Annotated in this window: 20 protein-coding genes and 1 tRNA gene; 8 read left to right on the top strand and 13 right to left on the bottom strand. The window is 66.7% G+C overall.

Annotated features, from left to right (window positions below; all coding sequences use genetic code 11):
* Nucleotides 1-58: 58 nt before the first annotated feature.
* The 3 genes from dxs to ACT4N3_RS10625 all read right to left on the bottom strand — a co-directional run bounded on the left by dxs (nt 59) and on the right by ACT4N3_RS10625 (nt 3,078).
* The gene (gene dxs, locus ACT4N3_RS10635) at nt 59-1,987 is read right to left on the bottom strand and encodes a 1-deoxy-D-xylulose-5-phosphate synthase (RefSeq protein WP_444855193.1); all 1,929 of its coding nucleotides are present in this window, start codon (nt 1,985-1,987) and stop codon (nt 59-61) included.
* Between the two features lie 109 nt (nt 1,988-2,096).
* Complete coding sequence (locus tag ACT4N3_RS10630) at nt 2,097-2,561, bottom strand: Fur family transcriptional regulator (protein WP_444855192.1); 465 nt, start codon at nt 2,559-2,561, stop codon at nt 2,097-2,099.
* Nucleotides 2,562-2,679: 118 nt separating this feature from the next.
* On the bottom strand, nt 2,680-3,078 hold the full coding sequence (locus ACT4N3_RS10625; RefSeq protein WP_444855191.1) for a MerC domain-containing protein: 399 nt from the start codon (nt 3,076-3,078) through the stop codon (nt 2,680-2,682).
* 98 nt (nt 3,079-3,176) lie between these two features.
* Between ACT4N3_RS10625 and ACT4N3_RS10620 the strand changes: the two genes are divergently transcribed.
* The 3 genes from ACT4N3_RS10620 (at nt 3,177) to ACT4N3_RS10610 (ending at nt 5,017) form a co-directional block, all read left to right on the top strand.
* A complete protein-coding gene (locus tag ACT4N3_RS10620) occupies nt 3,177-4,223 on the top strand; it encodes a COX15/CtaA family protein (RefSeq protein ID WP_444855190.1) in 1,047 nt (348 codons plus the stop codon).
* Nucleotides 4,207-4,536, top strand: coding sequence for a divalent-cation tolerance protein CutA (cutA, locus tag ACT4N3_RS10615; RefSeq protein WP_444855189.1), 330 nt, complete (start codon nt 4,207-4,209; stop codon nt 4,534-4,536). Before ACT4N3_RS10620 ends, cutA begins: the two co-directional genes overlap by 17 nt.
* 82 nt (nt 4,537-4,618) lie before the next feature.
* Nucleotides 4,619-5,017 carry a hypothetical protein gene (locus ACT4N3_RS10610; protein WP_444855188.1) on the top strand — a complete coding sequence of 133 codons (399 nt, stop codon included), beginning with the start codon at nt 4,619-4,621 and terminating at the stop codon, nt 5,015-5,017.
* A gap of 4 nt (nt 5,018-5,021) precedes the next feature.
* Here ACT4N3_RS10610 and ACT4N3_RS10605 read toward each other — a convergent pair whose 3' ends face one another.
* Nucleotides 5,022-5,594, bottom strand: coding sequence for a hypothetical protein (locus tag ACT4N3_RS10605; RefSeq protein WP_444855187.1), 573 nt, complete (start codon nt 5,592-5,594; stop codon nt 5,022-5,024).
* Nucleotides 5,594-6,424: a type I methionyl aminopeptidase gene (map, locus tag ACT4N3_RS10600; RefSeq protein ID WP_444855186.1), complete on the bottom strand. Its 831-nt coding sequence runs from the start codon at nt 6,422-6,424 to the stop codon at nt 5,594-5,596. Before map ends, ACT4N3_RS10605 begins: the two co-directional genes overlap by 1 nt.
* A 59-nt stretch (nt 6,425-6,483) precedes the next feature.
* Between map and ACT4N3_RS10595 the strand changes: the two genes are divergently transcribed.
* Nucleotides 6,484-7,242 carry a competence/damage-inducible protein A gene (locus tag ACT4N3_RS10595; protein WP_444855185.1) on the top strand — a complete coding sequence of 253 codons (759 nt, stop codon included), beginning with the start codon at nt 6,484-6,486 and terminating at the stop codon, nt 7,240-7,242.
* 13 nt (nt 7,243-7,255) lie between these two features.
* Nucleotides 7,256-7,663 carry a low affinity iron permease family protein gene (locus tag ACT4N3_RS10590; protein WP_444855184.1) on the top strand — a complete coding sequence of 136 codons (408 nt, stop codon included), beginning with the start codon at nt 7,256-7,258 and terminating at the stop codon, nt 7,661-7,663.
* Nucleotides 7,664-7,679: 16 nt separating this feature from the next.
* Here the strand turns inward: ACT4N3_RS10590 and ACT4N3_RS10585 are convergent.
* From ACT4N3_RS10585 to ACT4N3_RS10560, 6 genes are all read right to left on the bottom strand, one after another.
* Nucleotides 7,680-7,753: transfer RNA gene (locus ACT4N3_RS10585), tRNA-Gly, on the bottom strand.
* Nucleotides 7,754-7,863: 110 nt separating this feature from the next.
* Nucleotides 7,864-10,578 (bottom strand): putative bifunctional diguanylate cyclase/phosphodiesterase, encoded by a 2,715-nt coding sequence (locus ACT4N3_RS10580; RefSeq protein ID WP_444855183.1) that lies wholly within the window; start codon nt 10,576-10,578, stop codon nt 7,864-7,866.
* Nucleotides 10,579-10,625: 47 nt separating this feature from the next.
* Nucleotides 10,626-10,901, bottom strand: coding sequence for a DUF6726 family protein (locus tag ACT4N3_RS10575; protein ID WP_444855182.1), 276 nt, complete (start codon nt 10,899-10,901; stop codon nt 10,626-10,628).
* A gap of 98 nt (nt 10,902-10,999) precedes the next feature.
* Complete coding sequence (gene rpsI / locus ACT4N3_RS10570; protein ID WP_444855195.1) at nt 11,000-11,674, bottom strand: 30S ribosomal protein S9; 675 nt, start codon at nt 11,672-11,674, stop codon at nt 11,000-11,002.
* 41 nt (nt 11,675-11,715) lie between these two features.
* Nucleotides 11,716-12,195, bottom strand: a complete 480-nt coding sequence (gene rplM / locus ACT4N3_RS10565; protein WP_444855181.1) for a 50S ribosomal protein L13 — start codon at nt 12,193-12,195, stop codon at nt 11,716-11,718.
* A 213-nt stretch (nt 12,196-12,408) separates the two neighbouring features.
* A complete protein-coding gene (locus ACT4N3_RS10560) occupies nt 12,409-12,861 on the bottom strand; it encodes a hypothetical protein (RefSeq protein ID WP_444855180.1) in 453 nt (150 codons plus the stop codon).
* A gap of 149 nt (nt 12,862-13,010) precedes the next feature.
* On the opposite strand from ACT4N3_RS10560, the gene ACT4N3_RS10555 reads away from it, so the two are divergent.
* The 3 genes from ACT4N3_RS10555 to glnA all read left to right on the top strand — a co-directional run bounded on the left by ACT4N3_RS10555 (nt 13,011) and on the right by glnA (nt 15,213).
* A complete protein-coding gene (locus ACT4N3_RS10555) occupies nt 13,011-13,349 on the top strand; it encodes a P-II family nitrogen regulator (protein ID WP_444855179.1) in 339 nt (112 codons plus the stop codon).
* Nucleotides 13,350-13,468: 119 nt separating this feature from the next.
* A complete protein-coding gene (locus tag ACT4N3_RS10550; RefSeq protein WP_444855178.1) occupies nt 13,469-13,678 on the top strand; it encodes a helix-turn-helix domain-containing protein in 210 nt (69 codons plus the stop codon).
* A gap of 122 nt (nt 13,679-13,800) precedes the next feature.
* A complete protein-coding gene (gene glnA, locus ACT4N3_RS10545) occupies nt 13,801-15,213 on the top strand; it encodes a type I glutamate--ammonia ligase (RefSeq protein WP_444855177.1) in 1,413 nt (470 codons plus the stop codon).
* A gap of 27 nt (nt 15,214-15,240) precedes the next feature.
* Here the strand turns inward: glnA and ACT4N3_RS10540 are convergent, their stop codons facing one another.
* Nucleotides 15,241-16,536: an MFS transporter gene (locus ACT4N3_RS10540; RefSeq protein ID WP_444855176.1), complete on the bottom strand. Its 1,296-nt coding sequence runs from the start codon at nt 16,534-16,536 to the stop codon at nt 15,241-15,243.
* Nucleotides 16,537-16,567: 31 nt separating this feature from the next.
* Nucleotides 16,568-16,780: a hypothetical protein gene (locus ACT4N3_RS10535; protein ID WP_444855175.1), complete on the bottom strand. Its 213-nt coding sequence runs from the start codon at nt 16,778-16,780 to the stop codon at nt 16,568-16,570.
* Nucleotides 16,781-16,917: the final 137 nt, after the last annotated feature.

Below are 16,917 nucleotides of genomic sequence, written 5' to 3'. Positions count from 1 at the left end.
CTCCGGATTCTCGTGTGAACGGAGAAGCCCGGCCGCTCCGGACGATATTCCGGCTCGCTCAGGCGCGCGCCCCCTCGATCACGCCGGCGCTGTTGTGCCGAAGCGCCTTCAGCACCGTCTCGACGATGCCGTCGGCGTCCAGCCCGGCCTCGGCATATTGCTTCTCCGGCTTGTCCTGCTCCTGGAAGCGATCGGGCAGGCGCATGGTGCGGAGCTTCAGGCCGGCGTCGATCAGGCCGGCATCGCTGGCCAGCGTCAGGACATGGGCGCCGAAGCCGCCGATCGCCGCTTCCTCGACCGTCACCGCCACCTCATGGGTGGCGAGCAGGCGGCGGATCAATTGCTCGTCAAGCGGCTTGGCGAAGCGCAGGTCCGCGACGGTGGTCGACAGCCCCTGAGCGTCGAGCCGGTCGGCCGCCTTCAGCGCTTCGGCGAGCCGCGTGCCGAGCGACAGGATCGCGACCTTCTTGCCCTCTCGGACGACGCGGCCCTTGCCGATCTCCAGCGCCCGCGGCGTCTCCGGCATCTCGACGCCGACGCCGTTGCCGCGCGGATAGCGGACCGCGATCGGGCCCGTGTCATGCTCCTGCATGGTCTTCGTCATATGGGCGAGCTCGGCCTCGTCCGCCGCCGCCATCACGACGAAATTGGGCAGGGTGCAGAGATAAGCGAGATCGAAGCTGCCGGCATGGGTCTGGCCGTCGGCGCCGACCAGCCCCGCCCGGTCCATCGCGAAGCGCACCGGCAGGTTCTGGATCGCCACGTCATGGACGACCTGGTCGTAAGCACGCTGGAGGAACGTCGAGTAGATCGCGCAGAACGGCCGCATCCCCTGCGCGGCCAAGCCAGCGGCGAAGGTGACGCCATGTTGCTCGGCGATGCCGACGTCGAAGGCCCGATCGGGGTGCTTTTGCGCGAACTTGTCGACGCCGGTGCCGGACGGCATCGCCGCAGTGATCGCGCAGATACGAGGATCGTCGTCGGCCAGCTTGGCCAGCGTCTCGCCGAACACGTTCTGATAGGCGGGCGGGCCGCCGCCCGGCCCCTTGTCCTGCTTGCCGGTGACGACATCGAACTTGACGACGCCATGATATTTGTCCGCCGCCGCCTCGGCCGGGCCATAGCCCTTGCCCTTCTGGGTCACGGCGTGGATCAGGATCGGCCCTTCCTCCGCGTCGCGGACATTCTCCAGGATCTTGACCAGCACATCCACATCATGGCCGTCGACCGGACCGACATAATAGAAGCCCAATTCCTCGAACAGCGTGCCGCCGGTCGCCATGCCGCGGGCATATTCCTCGGCCCTCTCCGCCGCATTGTAGATGCGGCGCGAGATGCGGCGGGTGATCCGCTTGGCGAGGCTCCTCAGCCCCAGATATTCGGATGAGGAGATCAGCCGGGCGAGATAATTGGAAAGGCCGCCCACCGGCGGCGCGATCGACATGTCGTTGTCGTTGAGGATGACGATGAGGCGGTTGCCCGCCTGTTCGGCATTGTTCATCGCCTCATAGGCCATGCCGGCGCTCATCGCGCCGTCGCCGATCACCGCGATCGCCTTGCCGGGGCGGTTCGAGAGCTTGTTCGCCACCGCGAAGCCGAGCGCCGCGCTGATCGAGGTCGAGCTGTGCGCCGCGCCGAACGGGTCATAGTCGCTCTCGCTGCGCTTGGTGAAGCCGGAGAGGCCGCCGCCGGTGCGGATCGTGCGGATCCGGTCGCGGCGCCCGGTGATGATCTTGTGCGGATAGCATTGGTGGCCGACGTCCCAGACCAGCCGGTCGTCGGGGGTGTTGAAGACGTAATGGATCGCGGTCGTCAGCTCGACCACCCCGAGCCCGGCGCCAAGATGGCCGCCGGTGACCGACACCGCCGAGATCGTCTCGGCGCGCAGCTCGTCGGCGAACTGCCGGAGCTGCGATTTGTCGAGCTTGCGAAGATCGGCCGGCGTCTCGACCGTGTCGAGCAGCGGCGTTTCGGGTCTATCGGTCATGCAATCCCCAATGCGAACCTCTCCATAGGCCGGGGTCCGGGGGAAGTCATGAGGGAAAGCTGAGCAATTCCGGTTCCGCCTTTTGGGCGATCATTCGGAATCGGCTCGGTTATTCCTCCTCGCAGTCGGCACATTTGCCGCGCACCTCGATCACCGGGCGATCGGCGGCGAAGCCGGCGGCGGCGGCGGCGGCGCGCACGCCGCGCCCCAATTTGTCGTCGTCGATATGCTTGGTCTGGCCGCAGGTATCGCAGATCAGGAAGATGCAATCGTGCAGACAATCGGGATGGTCGTTGGCGATATAAGCGTTGGCGCTCTCCACCCGCCGGGCGAGGTTCGAGCCCACGAACAGGTCGAGGATGCGATAGACGCTGTTCGCCGCCACCCGACGATCCTGGGCGCGCGACACCTTCTCTGCGATATCATAGGCCGAGGCGGGCTTGTCGAAGCTCGCCAGCGCGTCGAACACCGCGGCGCGCATCGGCGTCCACTGCTCGCCGGAGCGCTGCATCGTGTCGCGCGCCGCCTCGGCGAGGTCGGCGCCCTTATGGCTGTGATGGACATGGCCGGTCATGAGCGAAATGTAGGCCTCCCAGTGGAACCTAACAAGCGCCCGTCATTGCGAGGAGCCGAAGGCGACGCGGCAATCCAGCTCTGGATTGCTTCGCTACGCTCGCAATGACGGAAGAGGATCAGATCACCGCGCGACGGTTGAGGTCGTGGCCGAGGGCAAGGATGAGCACGCCGATGATCGAATAGAGCAATTCGCCGCCTTCATGGCCGACCGCGAGCGCGCCGGCCATTACGCCGAGGCCGAGGCCGGCGATCGCCGAGGGAAGCATGAAGCCGTGCTGAAGAACGCCGCGTCCCAGCCCGACCAGCCCGAGCAGGATCGCCAGCCCGATCCCGAGCTCATGCACCGCCGGATGAAGCAGCAGCCCCCCCGCCGAGGCAAGCATTGTCACAAACACCGCGCTCGCCACGCAATGGACGAGGCACAGGCCCGACAGGCCAATGGCCCATCGGTCGATGCCTCCGATTCTGACGACGCTGCCCAACACGCGATTCCTTTTCCTGACCGTTATAGGCATAGCGGAGCGAAGATACAACATATCATCGACAGAAATCGTTCCACGGAGCCGCCGCGGCGCTGCTTGGCAAGCCCGCCACCCTTCGCCATAGGCGCGCGATGTTCTCCCGCCCCTTGGAACCGACCCCACGCCCCGGCGCGATCGCCGGCTGGCTGACCTTCGTCGCGGTGCTGATCTTCCTGATGGTGATCGTCGGCGGCATCACGCGGCTAACCGAATCCGGCCTGTCGATGGTCCGCTGGGAGCCGATCTCCGGCATCGTCCCGCCGCTCAGCGAAGCCGACTGGCAGGCGGAGTTCGACCATTACCGCCAGACGCCGCAATATGAGCGGGTCAATCGCGGCATGACGCTGAGCGATTTCAAGACCATCTTCTTCTGGGAATATGTCCATCGCCTGCTCGGCCGCCTGATCGGCCTCGCCTTCGCTTTGCCCTTGCTGTGGTTCTGGTGGAAGCGGGCGATTCCGCGTGGCTATGGCTGGAAGCTCGGCGGGTTGCTCGGCCTGGGCGGGCTGCAGGGCGCGATCGGCTGGTGGATGGTCGCCTCCGGCCTCGTCGACGTGCCGGAGGTCAGCCATATCCGGCTTGCCGTCCATCTGCTGCTGGCGCTGCTGATCTTTGGAGCGATCGTCTGGACCGCGCTCGATCTTAATGCGCTGGCCGAGGGAGCCGCGAAGCCCGCCCGCCCGCCGACGCTCGGCATCTGGGCGCTGTGCATCCTGTTCCTTCAATTCCTGTTCGGCGCCTATGTCGCCGGGCTGGAGGCGGGCTACGCCTTCAATTCCTGGCCGCTGATGGGCGACGAATTCTTCCCCGCCGCCACGCCCATGCTGGAGCCCTGGCCGCGCAACCTGGTCGACAATCCGATCGTCGTCCAGTTCGTCCACCGCTGGCTCGCCTTCCTCGTCGCGGCACTGGCGATCTGGGTCGGCATCCGCGCCTGGCGCCGCGGCGTCCGGGTCGACGGCGCCTTCCTGATCGCCGCCGTCTTCGGCCAGCTGCTGCTCGGCATCCTGACCATCCTCTCCGGCGTCCAGATCGACATCGCCGTCGCCCATCAGGGAATGGCGGCCTTGCTGCTCGCCGCGCTCATCGTCTGCGTCCATCGGCTCGGCCGGGAGACCAAAGATGCACCTGCGGGATAGCGAGATCGTCGCCCTCTACGTCGTCTTCCGCTCGCAGGACGAGGCTGAATCGATCGGCCGGGCGATGGTCGAGCAAAAGCTCGCCGCCTGCGTCAACGTCCTCGGCTCCTGCCGCTCGATCTATCGCTGGCAAGGCGCGGTCCAGGAAGCCGACGAGGTCGCGGCGATCTTCAAGACGCAAAGCGCGCGGGCCGAGGCGCTGATGGCGGCGATCCATACGGCGCACGCCTATGACGTGCCGGCGATCGTCCAGCTGCCGATCGCCGCGGCGCATCGGGACTATAGTGACTGGGTGATCGCGGAGACGCGCTGAGCCGTCGTGCTTTTGATGCAAAGTCAGCTTATGTTCAGCGGCGCGTTCCTACGACCGCCGCAACAGAATGAGGAGATCGGCCATGCGCAAGCTTCTTCCCCTGATCGCCGGCGGCCTGCTGGCTGCGGGACCGGCGCTGGCCGCCAATCCGCAAGGCGAGGAGCAGCTCGAACGCGCCCTAGCCGGCCGCGTCGCCGGCGAGCCGGTGCGCTGCATCAACCTGCATGGCTCGTCCAGCTCGACGATCATCGACGACACCGCGATCCTCTACCGGGTCGGCGGCACGATCTATGTCAACCGGCCGCGCGCCGGCGCCGAGTCGCTCGATCGCAGCGACACGATGGTGAACCGGCTGTGGGGGTCGCAACTGTGCAGCATCGACACGGTGCGGATGGTCGATCCGACCACGGGCTTCTTCCGCGGCATCGTGTTCCTGGGCGAGTTCGTGCCCTATCGCCGGGTCAGCAGCGCCCGCAACTGAGCCGTCAGGCGCGCGGGCCGACGGTCAGACCGAGCGCCTCGAAGCGCCGCAGGATTGCGCCGGCGGCGACATTGCCGTCGGCGAAGTCCGGGTCGCCGAGAACAATCCTACCCAATTCCGTGTCGAGCACGACGCCGTCGAAATAGAGGCTCTTGCGCGGCGCGCGGGTCACCACGCGGACGACATTGAGCGCCTCATAAGCCTTCACGACCGTGTCGCCGCCACTCCGCAAGGTGACGGCGTCGTCGGCCACCTCGACCGCGATCATCGGGTCTTCGTAGCTGCGGCTGCGGCGCAGCCTTAGCCAGGCGAAAATACCGAGCGCGATCGCGCCCGCGGCAAAGCCGAGCGGCAGCCAGCGCACCCGGTCGGGAATCGTGTCCGCCAGCGCGACCGTGGCGCCGGCAGCAAGGATCAGCAGCAGATAGGCCGGCACGATCCAGCGTATTTCGCGCCAGTCCCGGGCCAGCATCTCGCGCCGTGTCAGGCTCCGCGCGCTGACCGGCAGCGCCACGTCGCCCGCCTCCAGCCCAAGCGCCCGGCCCAGCTCGGTGCGCGTAAGATGCTCGGTCGCCATCAGGCGTAAGGCGGGCAGTCCAGCCCGGCCGGGCTCCTGGTGAAGATCTCGCAGCCGGTCTCGGTGATGCCGATCGAATGCTCGAACTGGGCGGAGAGTGAGCGATCCCGCGTCACCGCCGTCCAGCCGTCGTCGAGGATCTTGCAGTCGGGCCGGCCGATATTGATCATCGGTTCGACGGTGAAGAACATGCCGGGCCGCAGCTCCGGCCCGGTGCCCGGACGGCCGGCATGGACGACCTCGGGCGCGTCGTGGAAGACGCGGCCCAGGCCATGGCCGCAGAAATCGCGCACCACGCTGTAGCGGTGCCGCTCGGCATGTCCCTGGATCGCATGGGCGATGTCGCCGAGCCGGTTGCCCGGCTTCGCCTGCTCCAGCCCCAGCATCAGGCATTCATAGGTCACCTGGACGAGCTTCGTCGCCTTGATGCCGACATCGCCGACCAGATACATCCGGCTGGTGTCGCCATGCCAGCCGTCCAGGATCGGCGTCACGTCGATATTGACGATGTCGCCCTCCTTCAGCGTCCGGTCGGCGGACGGGATGCCGTGGCAGACGACATGGTTGATCGAGGTGCAGCAGCTCTTCGTATAGCCGCGATAGCCGAGCGTCGCCGGAATCGCGCCGCGCGCCCGCATCTCGGCGAAGACGATGTCGTCCAGCTCCTGCGTCGTCACGCCCGGTGCGACATGCGGCACCATCGCATCGAGAATCTCGGCAGCACAGCGCCCGGCCGCGCGCATGCCGGCAAAGCCTTCCGGCCCGTGCAGCTTGATATTGCCGTGCCGTCCGGTGACGGCGGTGTCGTCGGCATAAGTGATCAAGGTCATCGCCCCGATATAGCGCGCCGGACTTTAATTTGCACCAGCCGGTCCGTAGAGCGCGCAGGATGGCCGATGAGCGCATCTGGACCGCCGCCTTGCTGGTGATCGGCGACGAGATCCTGTCCGGCCGCACCCAGGACCGCAACGTCGCCCAGGTCGGGACCTGGCTCAACCTGCAGGGGATCAGGCTCGCCGAGGTCAGGATGATACCGGACGAGATCGGCAAGATCGCCGCCGCCGTGAACGCGCTGCGCCGGGCGCATGATTATCTGTTCACGACCGGCGGCATCGGGCCGACGCATGACGACATTACGGTCGATGCGATCGCCGTCGCGCTGGGCGTGCCGGTCATCGTCCATCCGAAGGCGCGCGCGATCCTGGAAGGCTATTATCGGGAGCGTGGCGGGCTCACCGAGGCGCGCCTCCGCATGGCGCGCGTGCCCGAGGGCGCCGAGCTGATCGAGAACCGCCCGTCGGGCGCGCCGGGAATCCGCTGCGGCAACATCTTCATCCTCGCCGGCGTGCCGCACATCGCCGGGCTGATGCTGGAAGCGCTGGCAGGCCAGCTCGAGGGCGGCCGCCCTTTATTGTCGCGCGCAATCGGCTGCTGGGCGGCGGAAAGCGAGGTCGCCGATTTGCTCGGCGAAACCGAGCACGCGCATCCGGATTGTCAGATCGGCTCCTATCCATTCTTCCGGGAGGGCCGGGTCGGCGCCAATTTCGTGATCCGCAGCACCGAGGAGGGTGCGCTCGAAGCCTGCGCCTCGGACCTGCTCGCGCGGCTCCAAAGTGCCGGTCTCGACGTTGTGTCGGGAGAAATCTGACAAGGGGCCGGTAATGGACCGTATCTTCACCAAGTTCGCCAGCGTGATTTCGTTCGCGTCCGGCCAGCCCTTCGCCTTCGTGCTTGCCGTGGGCACGATCGTCGTCTGGGCGGTGACGGGACCGCTATTCGCTTATTCGGACACTTGGCAGCTGGTGATCAACACTGGCACCACGATCGTCACCTTTCTGATGGTCTTCCTCATCCAGAACAGCACCAACCGCGACGCGGCGGCGATGCAGGCGAAGCTCGACGAGCTGATCCGCGCCGTGGCGAAGGCGCGCGGCGAATTCATCGGCATCGAGCATCTGTCGGAGAAAGAAGTCGAGGACATCCGCCGCGCGCTCGAGAAGGAGGCCGGGTCCGAAAAGGACAAAGCCGAAGCGCACGAGACGCTGGAACATCTGCTGAGGCGGCGTTGATCAGAAACAGGTCAGGTGGAGCGGGTGAAGGGAATCGAACCCTCGTCGTAAGCTTGGGAAGCTTCTGCTCTGCCATTGAGCTACACCCGCGCGACCTTTCGCCTGCCACAGCCGGGGCAGCCCGGTCAACGCCGCCGGCCGACCGCTTCTGCGGCCCTCAGAATGGCGATCGTCTTCGAATTCCCGATCGATAAGAGCGGTCAGCGCTCGCCACCATAGCGTAGGTCGGCGGAGCTCAAGGCGGTCTTGTCGGCCGCGGCCTCGGCAAATTTGGTTCCAGCATAACCGGCCAGCTTGACGCCGAAACCGGCCGCCGTCTTGCCGGGCGCGAGCAGGCGCAGGTCGAACTCCTGCTCGAACTGGACACCCATCCGCTTGCCCTCCGCCCAGCGAACCGCGGCCCCGAGGGGGCCGCAGCCGGGCAGGTCGAGCTGGACGTTGGAACCGGTCGGCAAAGTACGGCCACTCTCCAGCAGCGCGCCCCCGGTCGAGATGTTGCGGACGCGGACCGGGATAGTCATCCCGTTCCACTGCAGGCTGGCGACCTTGAGGATGCCTTGCCGCGGCGGCCGGTTGAACTGGAAGCCGTCGGCGGTCACGGCCTTGTTCTGCTGGGCCAGCTCGTAAGCCTCGTCCTGGCCCATCGGCCGGCCGAAAATGTAGCCCTGGATATGGGAGCAGCCGAGATCGCGGATCAAGGTGAGCTCGTCATGGGTTTCGGCGCCCTCCGCCGTCGTGTCCATGCCGAGGCTCTCGGCAAGCGTGACGATCGCGCGGATGATCGCCGCGTTGCGACTGTCCTTCGTGGCCGCGCCGCGCACGAAGCTCTGGTCGATCTTGATTTTGTCGAACGGCGCCTTCTTCAGATAGCCGAGCGAGGAATAACCGGTGCCGAAATCGTCGAGCGCGAGCCGGACGCCGAGCGACTTCAGCTTGGCGAACATATCGTCGGTCGATTCGCTTTCGACGAGGAACACGCCTTCGGTGATTTCCAGCTCCAGCTGGCGCGGCTGGATCTGCGAGTTGGCGAGCGCGCTGACAACCGTCGCCGGCAGGTTCGAATCGGTGAACTGTATCGGCGACAGGTTGACCGCGACGCGGATGTTCTCCGGCCATTTCGCCGCTTCCATGCAGGCGGTGCGCAGCACCCATTCGCCGATCTGGAGGATGAGACCGCTGTCCTCGGCGAGCGGAATGAAGACGCTGGGCGAAATCGTGCCGCGCGAGCCGTGATGCCAGCGAACCAACGCCTCAAAGCCGGACAATTCCTCGGTCTGGGCGTTGACGACGGGTTGGTAGACGAGCGCCAGCTCGCCGCGGCCGATCGCCTTCCTGAGGTCGTTCTCTAGGGTCTGCCGGTCCTGCGCCTCGGTGTGCATTTCCGGCGCGAAGAAGCAGAAGGTGCCACGTCCGGCCGCCTTTGCCGAATAAAGGGCGAGATCGGCATTGCGCACCAGCGAATCGCCGCACGTGTCGCCCGGCGGGGCGACGGCGATGCCGACCGATGCGCCGATCGAGATATTATGCCCCTCGATCATATAGGGCATCGACACCTGCTGGATGAGCCGCTCGGCGAGCTGGGCGAGACTGCCGTTGTCCTGGCCCGGCAACACGGCTTCGAATTCGTCGCCGCCGAGGCGGCCGATCTGGCCGCGCTCGCCGACGACGGTGTTGAGGCGTTGCGCGACCTGCTTGAGCAGCGCGTCGCCGACCGGGTGGCCCAGCGTGTCATTGACGTTCTTAAAGCGATCGAGATCGATCAGGAAAAGGGCGCAGCCACCCATCACCCCGCTCTTGTTCTGCAACGTCTCATCAAGGGTGCGGCGCATCAGCGCCCGGTTCGGCAGCCCGGTCAGCGAATCATATTTGGCGAGCCGGTTGATCTCCTGTTCGGAGCGGCGCTGCTGGGTGAGGTCCGAACCGATACCGCGAAAGCCGAGGAAGCGGCCATGCTCATCGAAGCTCGGCGTGCCGGACAGCGACCACCAGATTTCGGCCGCCGTCTTGGCGCGGACGGTCACGTCGGTGAACGGCAGGCGCGCGGAGAGATGGAAGCCCAGGGTGCGCTCGGATGGCTCGGCATCGGCGCTGTCGTCGATCCCGATGAGATCGGTGAACGACTTGCCGATCAGCTCGGCGGCCGGCGTCTTGAGATCGGCGGCGAGTTGATCGGAGACGTAGGACAAGGCGCCCCGTCCGGTCGTTTCCCAGAACCAGCCGCGCCCCGCTTGCTCGAACTCCTCGATGAAGCGGTTGGCGCGCTGTGCGCTCCATTCGGTCGTCAGCCGTCGTCGAAGCTGCGCCAGCGCGTCGATCGAGCGGCGCGCGCTGAGGTGGACCAGCGCGAACGCGACCAGCGCGGTCAGCGCCGCCGCCCAGGGATCGCCCCAGACAAGAGCTGCCGCGACGACGCAGATCGCGCCGCCGATCGCGACGATCGCCGGGAAGGCGAAGAAGGCGAGCGGGATCGCCAACAGTCCCGCGCGCTGGGCAACGCCGGCCAGTGACCCCGCCTCGCCGCCGAAGGCGGCGCCCGCGACGCACCAGACGACACCGGCCACCACCGCATAGGCGGCCGCCGCGCGGGTGGCGTGATGCGACTGCCAGGATGATAGCGGCCGACGGCGCAGGAACAGGACCAGCCCGACATCGGCGGCGACGAGGCCGCCGATCAGCGACGCGACAGCCGGGAATTGCTCGCCGCCCGCGGCCAGCCAGACCAGCACGACACCGCAGGTGGCGTGGACGATGAGGAAGAACAGCGGCAATGCGTCGAGTCCGCGGGTGCGCTCGCGGGCGGCGCTTTCCTCGCGCTCATCCTCCTGATGGGCGAAGTCGCGCGCGAAGGCGCGGCCGATGGAGATACGCTCTCCCGGCCCTGTCTCCGCCGTCCCGGATCGTTCCAACCTGCGCACGGGCTCGGCTGTATCGTGGCCGCCTTAAAAATCAGTGTCCTAGGCGTTCAGCGGCGCTCGGGCTCCTCTTCTTGCTCGGGCTCGGCTTCGGCGCGGCCGCGGCGGCGCTGCTCGCGCTCGCGCCGGCGCGCCTCGCGGCCGGCCCGCTCCTCGGCCTCGCGCAGCTCGCGGCCGCGCCGTTGATCGGCCTCGGACTGGCTGGTCGTGACCGCGTCCACACCGGCGCCGACCACGCGCACCGGCAGCGTGACGAGGTCGACCGCCGTCCGGGCGAGACAGCCGGACAGCAGAAACCCAAGCGGAACGAGAAGAAGGATACGCATGCCGCGGCAATAACGCGCGGCCGTTGCGTGAAGGTGAACGCGCGGGACGGGCGGACCCGCTATTGGGGCCGCTCGTCCCGCCGTCGTTCGATTGATTCCTAGCGCTTCGAGAACTGGAAGCTGCGGCGGGCCTTGGCCTTGCCGTACTTCTTGCGCTCGACGACACGCGGGTCGCGGGTCAGGAAGCCCTCGCGCTTGACCGTCGTCCGGAGCCCCGGCTCGTAGCGGGTCAGCGCGGTCGAGATGCCGTGGCGGACTGCGCCGGCCTGGCCCGAAAGGCCGCCGCCCGAAACGGTGGCGACCACGTCATACTGGCCTTTGCGCTCGGTGATGTCGAACACCTGGTTGATGATCAGCCGCAGCGTCGGGCGGGCGAAATAAACGTCCTGGTCGCGGCCGTTGACGATGATCTTGCCCGAGCCGGGCTTCAGCCAGACGCGGGCGACCGCATCCTTGCGGCGGCCGGTGGCATAAGCGCGGCCCTGCTTGTCGAGCTGCTGCTCGCGCAGCACCGCCTGGATTTGCGGACCCTGCGTATCGACGCCGTCCTTGTTGACCTCCTCGTCGCGGCCGCGACGGCCGTCGCGGCGCTCGCCGCGATCGGAACGGTGGGATGCGGGGGCAGCGGCCTCAGGCGCAACGGCCTCGGCCTGGGGAGCGGCAGCTTCAGCTGCGGGCGTGGCAGCCTCAGCCTCGGGCGCTGCGGCACTCTCGGCATCGGCGGCGGTCTCTTCAGCGACCGGCTCGGCCGCGGGTGCTTCGGCTTCGGTCAGGGCAGCCAGATCCGCCAGGGACTTCTTGTCTTTGTCGGCCATTATGCGCCCACCTTGTTCTTGCGGTTCATGGCCGCGATATTGAGGGGTTCGGGGTTCTGGCCGCCGTGCGGATGCTCGGTGCCGTTATAAAGATGCAGCGCGCGCATCTGGTCGCGGCCGAGCGGACCGCGCGGGATCATCCGCTCGATCGCCTTCTCCAGCACGCGCTCCGGGAAGCGGCCCTCGAGGATCTTGCCCGCGGTTATCGACTTGATGCCGCCGGCATAGCCGGTGTGGCGGTGATAGACCTTGTCGGCGAGCTTCTTGCCGGTGAACGCCACCTTGCCCGCGTTGATGATCACGACATGGTCGCCGCAATCGACATGGGGGGTGAAGCTCGGCTTGTGCTTGCCGCGCAGGATGTTGGCGACGATCGAGGCAAGCCGCCCGACCACCAACCCGTCGGCATCGATCAGATGCCATTTCTTCTCCACCTCGCGCGGCTTGGCCGACTTGGTGGTCTTCATCAGCGCCTTCATGGGCTTTCATGCCTCTTGAAATGAGCAGCGCCGCTCGTCCTGGAGCGGCGCGGAAGCGGCCGAATGACGGGACCGCCCAAAAAAGTCAAGGAAAGTGCGGCTTTGCTGATGGGTATCAAAATACCACAGCACCGAGTCGCGATACGCGTGTCACAGAAAAGCCCCGCCGCGATCGCTCGCAGCGGGGCCGATCTTACCAAAGTCGTCCGACGATTATTGGGCCGGGAGCGCCGTGATCGTCGTCGTCTCGCAGAGATTCTGGTTCATCATGACCAGCTCGCCGCCGCCCTCGCCGGTGGCGCGGATGTCCCAGAAGCAGCGGTCGTCGCCGCGCTCGAACTCGATCGGCGCGGACTCGCCATTGGCGAGCACGTCACGGCCGAGAATGTCGGCGCCCCACGAAGCTTCGCCGGTCGGCGAAACCTGAAGCGTCGTGACGGTCTGGCCCGACTGGTTGACGAAGGTGAAGTTCTGCTGCGCGGTCGCGCCGCCTGCTCCGCCGCCGGCGGTGTTGCCACCCGCGGTGTTGCCGGCCGGAGCCGCCGCGTTGCTCGGCGCGGCCTTGTTCGCCGGCGCGGCAGCGTTGTTGGTGGTGGCGCCTCTGTTGCAGCCCGCGAGCGCGAGCGAGGCGGCGAGCACGGCGCTCGCGAGGTACATGGTCTTCATGAGTCGTTTCCCCCGTGGTTAAGGTGCGCGAACCTTATCCGATTCTCGCCGCCGTGCAACGATTCTGCGACGAGGAGCGGAACGGTGCGCTCCCGTGCTTGCCAGCGCCCGCCAGCCGCCTATCCTGCCGCCAGCGAACGGAGGCGGCGGTGAAGAAGATCGAGGCGGTGATCAAGCCGTTCAAGCTCGACGAGGTAAAGGACGCGCTGCACGAGGTCGGCGTTTCCGGCATCACCGTCACCGAGGCGAAGGGCTTCGGCCGCCAGAAAGGCCATACCGAGCTCTACCGGGGCGCCGAATATGTCGTCGATTTCCTGCCCAAGGTGAAGCTGGAGGTGGTGGTCGACGACGGCCTGGTTGAGCGGGTGGTGGAAACGATCGCCGCCGCGGCCCGCACCGGGCGCATCGGCGACGGCAAGATCTTCGTCTCCCCGATCGAGGAGGCGCTGAGAATCCGCACCGGAGAGCGGGGCACCGACGCCATCTGACGTTTCGAGTCATCCCGGCGAAAGCCGGGACCTATGAACACCGCCGTGCCGAAGTTGCTGAGCGCCGAGTTCATGGGCCCCGGCTTTCGCCGGGGTGACTCCTTCAGTATCGATCAACCGTGGACGACCCCCGCCTTGCCTCGATGTCGCCGGACGAGCTCAAGGCCGCGATGCGCACGCTCGGCTACAAGACGCAGAGCGACGTCGCGGCGGCGATCGGCGTCAGCCGCTCGGCGGTCAGCCTGTGGCTGGACGGCAAGGTCGGTGTGCCGCGGCCCGTGGCGATGCTGCTGCGGATGCTGATCGCGGCGCAGCGCCGGCCCTTCTGACCTTCCCCACGTGAAATGTTCACCTCCGGCGCGACCGGGCTGGACGCCCGCGCCGATGGTGGAGATTGCTGCGCCGCAACGCCCGACTCGAAACGGGCGGCACCAACCGAGCGGGGAGCATCATGGCAAACAATGCGAGCGCGATCCTGAAGCGGATCAAGGACGAGGAAATCGAGTGGGTCGATCTTCGATTCACCGACCCGAAGGGCAAGTGGCAGCATTTGTCGATGTGCGCCGGCGTGGTCGACGAGGACCAGTTGACTGATGGCTTCATGTTCGATGGCAGCTCGATCGCCGGCTGGAAGGCGATCAACGAAAGCGACATGATCCTCCGCCCAGACCTCGACGCGGTCTATGCCGATCCGTTCAGCGCGACGCCGATGCTCGTCATCTGCTGCGACATCGTCGATCCGGGCACCGGCGAGCTCTACGCCCGCGACCCGCGCTCGACCGCCAAAAGGGCCGAGGCCTATCTCCAGGCGACCGGCGTCGGCGACACCGTCTATGTCGGCCCAGAGGCCGAGTTCTTCATGTTCGACGACGTCCGCTTCGAGGACAGCTACGCCGCCTCGACCTTCGTCATCGACGACATCGAGTTCCCCACCAACACCGCGACCAAATATGAGAACGGCAATCTCGGCCACCGGCCGCGCGCCAAGGGCGGCTATTTCCCGGTCGCGCCGGTCGACAGCGCCGTCGACATCCGCGGCGAGATGGTCTCGACGATGATCGAGATGGGCCTGCCGATGGACAAGCACCATCACGAGGTCGCCGCCGCGCAGCACGAATTGGGCCTCACCTTCGGCAAGCTGGTCGAGACCGCGGACCGGATGCAGGTCTACAAATATGTCGTCCACCAGGTCGCCCACGCCTATGGCAAGACCGCGACCTTCATGCCCAAGCCGATCAAGGCCGATAACGGCTCCGGCATGCACACCCACATGTCGATCTGGAAGAAGGGCAAGCCGCTCTTCGCCGGCAACGGCTATGCGGGCCTCAGCGAGATGGCGCTCTATTTCATCGGCGGCGTCATCAGGCACGCCAAGGCGCTGAACGCCTTCACCAACCCGACGACGAACAGCTACAAGCGGCTCGTCCCGGGCTTCGAGGCGCCGGTGCTGCTGGCCTATTCGAGCCGCAACCGCTCCGCCTCCTGTCGCATCCCCTACGGCACCGGCGAGAAGGCGAAGCGGGTCGAGTTCCGTTTCCCGGACGCGATGGCCAACCCCTATCTCGCTTATGCGGCTTTGCTGATGGCCGGCCTCGACGGCATCCAGAACCGGATTCATCCGGGCGATCCAATGGACAAGAACCTCTACGATCTGCCGCCTGCCGAGCTTGAGAATGTGCCGACCGTCTGCGGTTCGTTGCGCGAGGCCCTGCTCGCACTCGACGCCGACCGCGCCTTCCTGACCAAGGGCGACGTGTTCAGCGACGACCAGATCGACGCTTACATGGAGCTGAAATGGGAGGAGCAGCTGCGCTGGGAGACCACGCCGAGCCCGGTCGAATACGACATGTATTACAGCGCCTGAGTGAGGGGGAGGCCGGGTCCGGGAAGCTCAGTCTTCCAGGATCCGGCTCTCGCGCTTTGTGTCGCGCATCCGCCAGTAGACGATCAGCGAGAGGCCGATCATCGCGGTGACATACCAGTAGAAGACGCGCTCGATCCCGGCGTCCTTGAGCCAGAGGGCGACATATTCGGCGGTGCCGCCGAAGGCGGTGTTGGCGAGCGCATAAGGCAAGGCCACGCCGAGCGCGCGGATATGGGTCGGGAACAGCTCCGCCTTCACCACCGCGTTGATCGAAGTGTAGCCGGTGACGATTACCAGCGCCGCCATTACCAGCGCGAACGCGACATAAGGGCTCTGCGCGCGCTCCAGCGCGGTGAAGAGCGGCACCGTGCCGATCACGCCGAGCAGGCCGAAGCCGACCATTACCGGCTTGCGGCCCACCCGGTCGGACAGCGCCCCGGCGAGCGGCTGGAGGCACATGAAGACGAACAAGGCTGCGGTCATCACCCGGCTCGCCGTCTCCCGGTCGAAGCCCGAGGTGTTGACCAGGAATTTCTGCATGTAGGTCGTGTAGGCGTAGAAGGCCAAGGTACCGCCGGCGGTCAGCGCCATCACCAGTAGCGCTTCCTTCGGATGATTGCGGAACAGGTTGGCGGTGCTGGAGCGAGGGGCGTCCGACGCCTTGGCGTTGGCGAAGCTCTCCGTCTCGGTGAGCCGGCGGCGGATGTAGAAGACGACCAGCGCCAGCACGCCGCCGATCGCGAACGGGATCCGCCAGCCCCAGGCCTCCAGGTCCGCCTCCGACATGCTGAACTGAAGGACGAGAAGGACGACCGACGCGACGAGCTGGCCGGCGATCAGGGTCACATATTGGAAGCTGGAAAAGAAGCCGCGCCGCTGCCGCCCGGCAACCTCGCTCAGATAGGTCGCGCTCGACCCATATTCGCCGCCGAGGCTGAGGCCCTGCATCATCCGCGCGAAGACGAGGATGGCCGGCGCGAGCCAGCCGATGGTCGCCGGAGTCGGCACCGCGGCGATGATGAGCGAGCCCATGCACATCAGGCTGACGCTCAAGCTCAGCCCCGCCTTGCGCCCGTGCCGGTCGGCATAGATGCCCATCGCCCAGGCGCCGATCGGCCGCATCACGAAGCCGACCGCGAAGATCGCGGCGGTGTTCAAAAGCTGGGTGGTGCGATCTCCGGAGGGAAAGAAGACCGGCGCGAAATAGAGCGCGAACGCCGTGTAGACATACCAGTCATACCATTCGACGAGATTGCCGGCCGAGCCGCCGACGATGTTGCGCAGACGGTGGGACGTGGACGGATCGTCGGTAGCGGCTGCCATGCCGCATCACTAACGGCTTGGGTGCGATATCCTAGTGGATCGTTCCCGGCGCGCCGTCGGTGCTCAAGAGGAGGATCATCCGCTCGATCTGCCGCCAGCGGCAAAAATGGACGACATTGCCGCGCACCCGGCTTTCGGCGGCGCGGCTGGCGGCCTCGTCGGCCGCGTGGATACCGAACCGCGCGATGAGATCGGCGGCATCGGTCGCCGCCGCGCGGTCGGGCAGGTGGACATGATTGGTCAACGCTTTCCCCGGATTTTTTAATCCTGTGCGAGCCGTTTAGCGGCCCAGCTCTTGCCAAAGCGCTCAACGCCAATGCTCAACGGCACGGTAACCAAGCGGGCTGGCGGCGGGGCGGCGGCGGTGGCATGAGCCGGGCG

Origin of the sequence: Sphingosinicella sp. (assembly GCF_052388015.1) — a bacterium.
Taxonomy (GTDB): domain Bacteria; phylum Pseudomonadota; class Alphaproteobacteria; order Sphingomonadales; family Sphingomonadaceae; genus Allosphingosinicella.
This window is presented reverse-complemented; position numbering and strand designations above follow the sequence as displayed.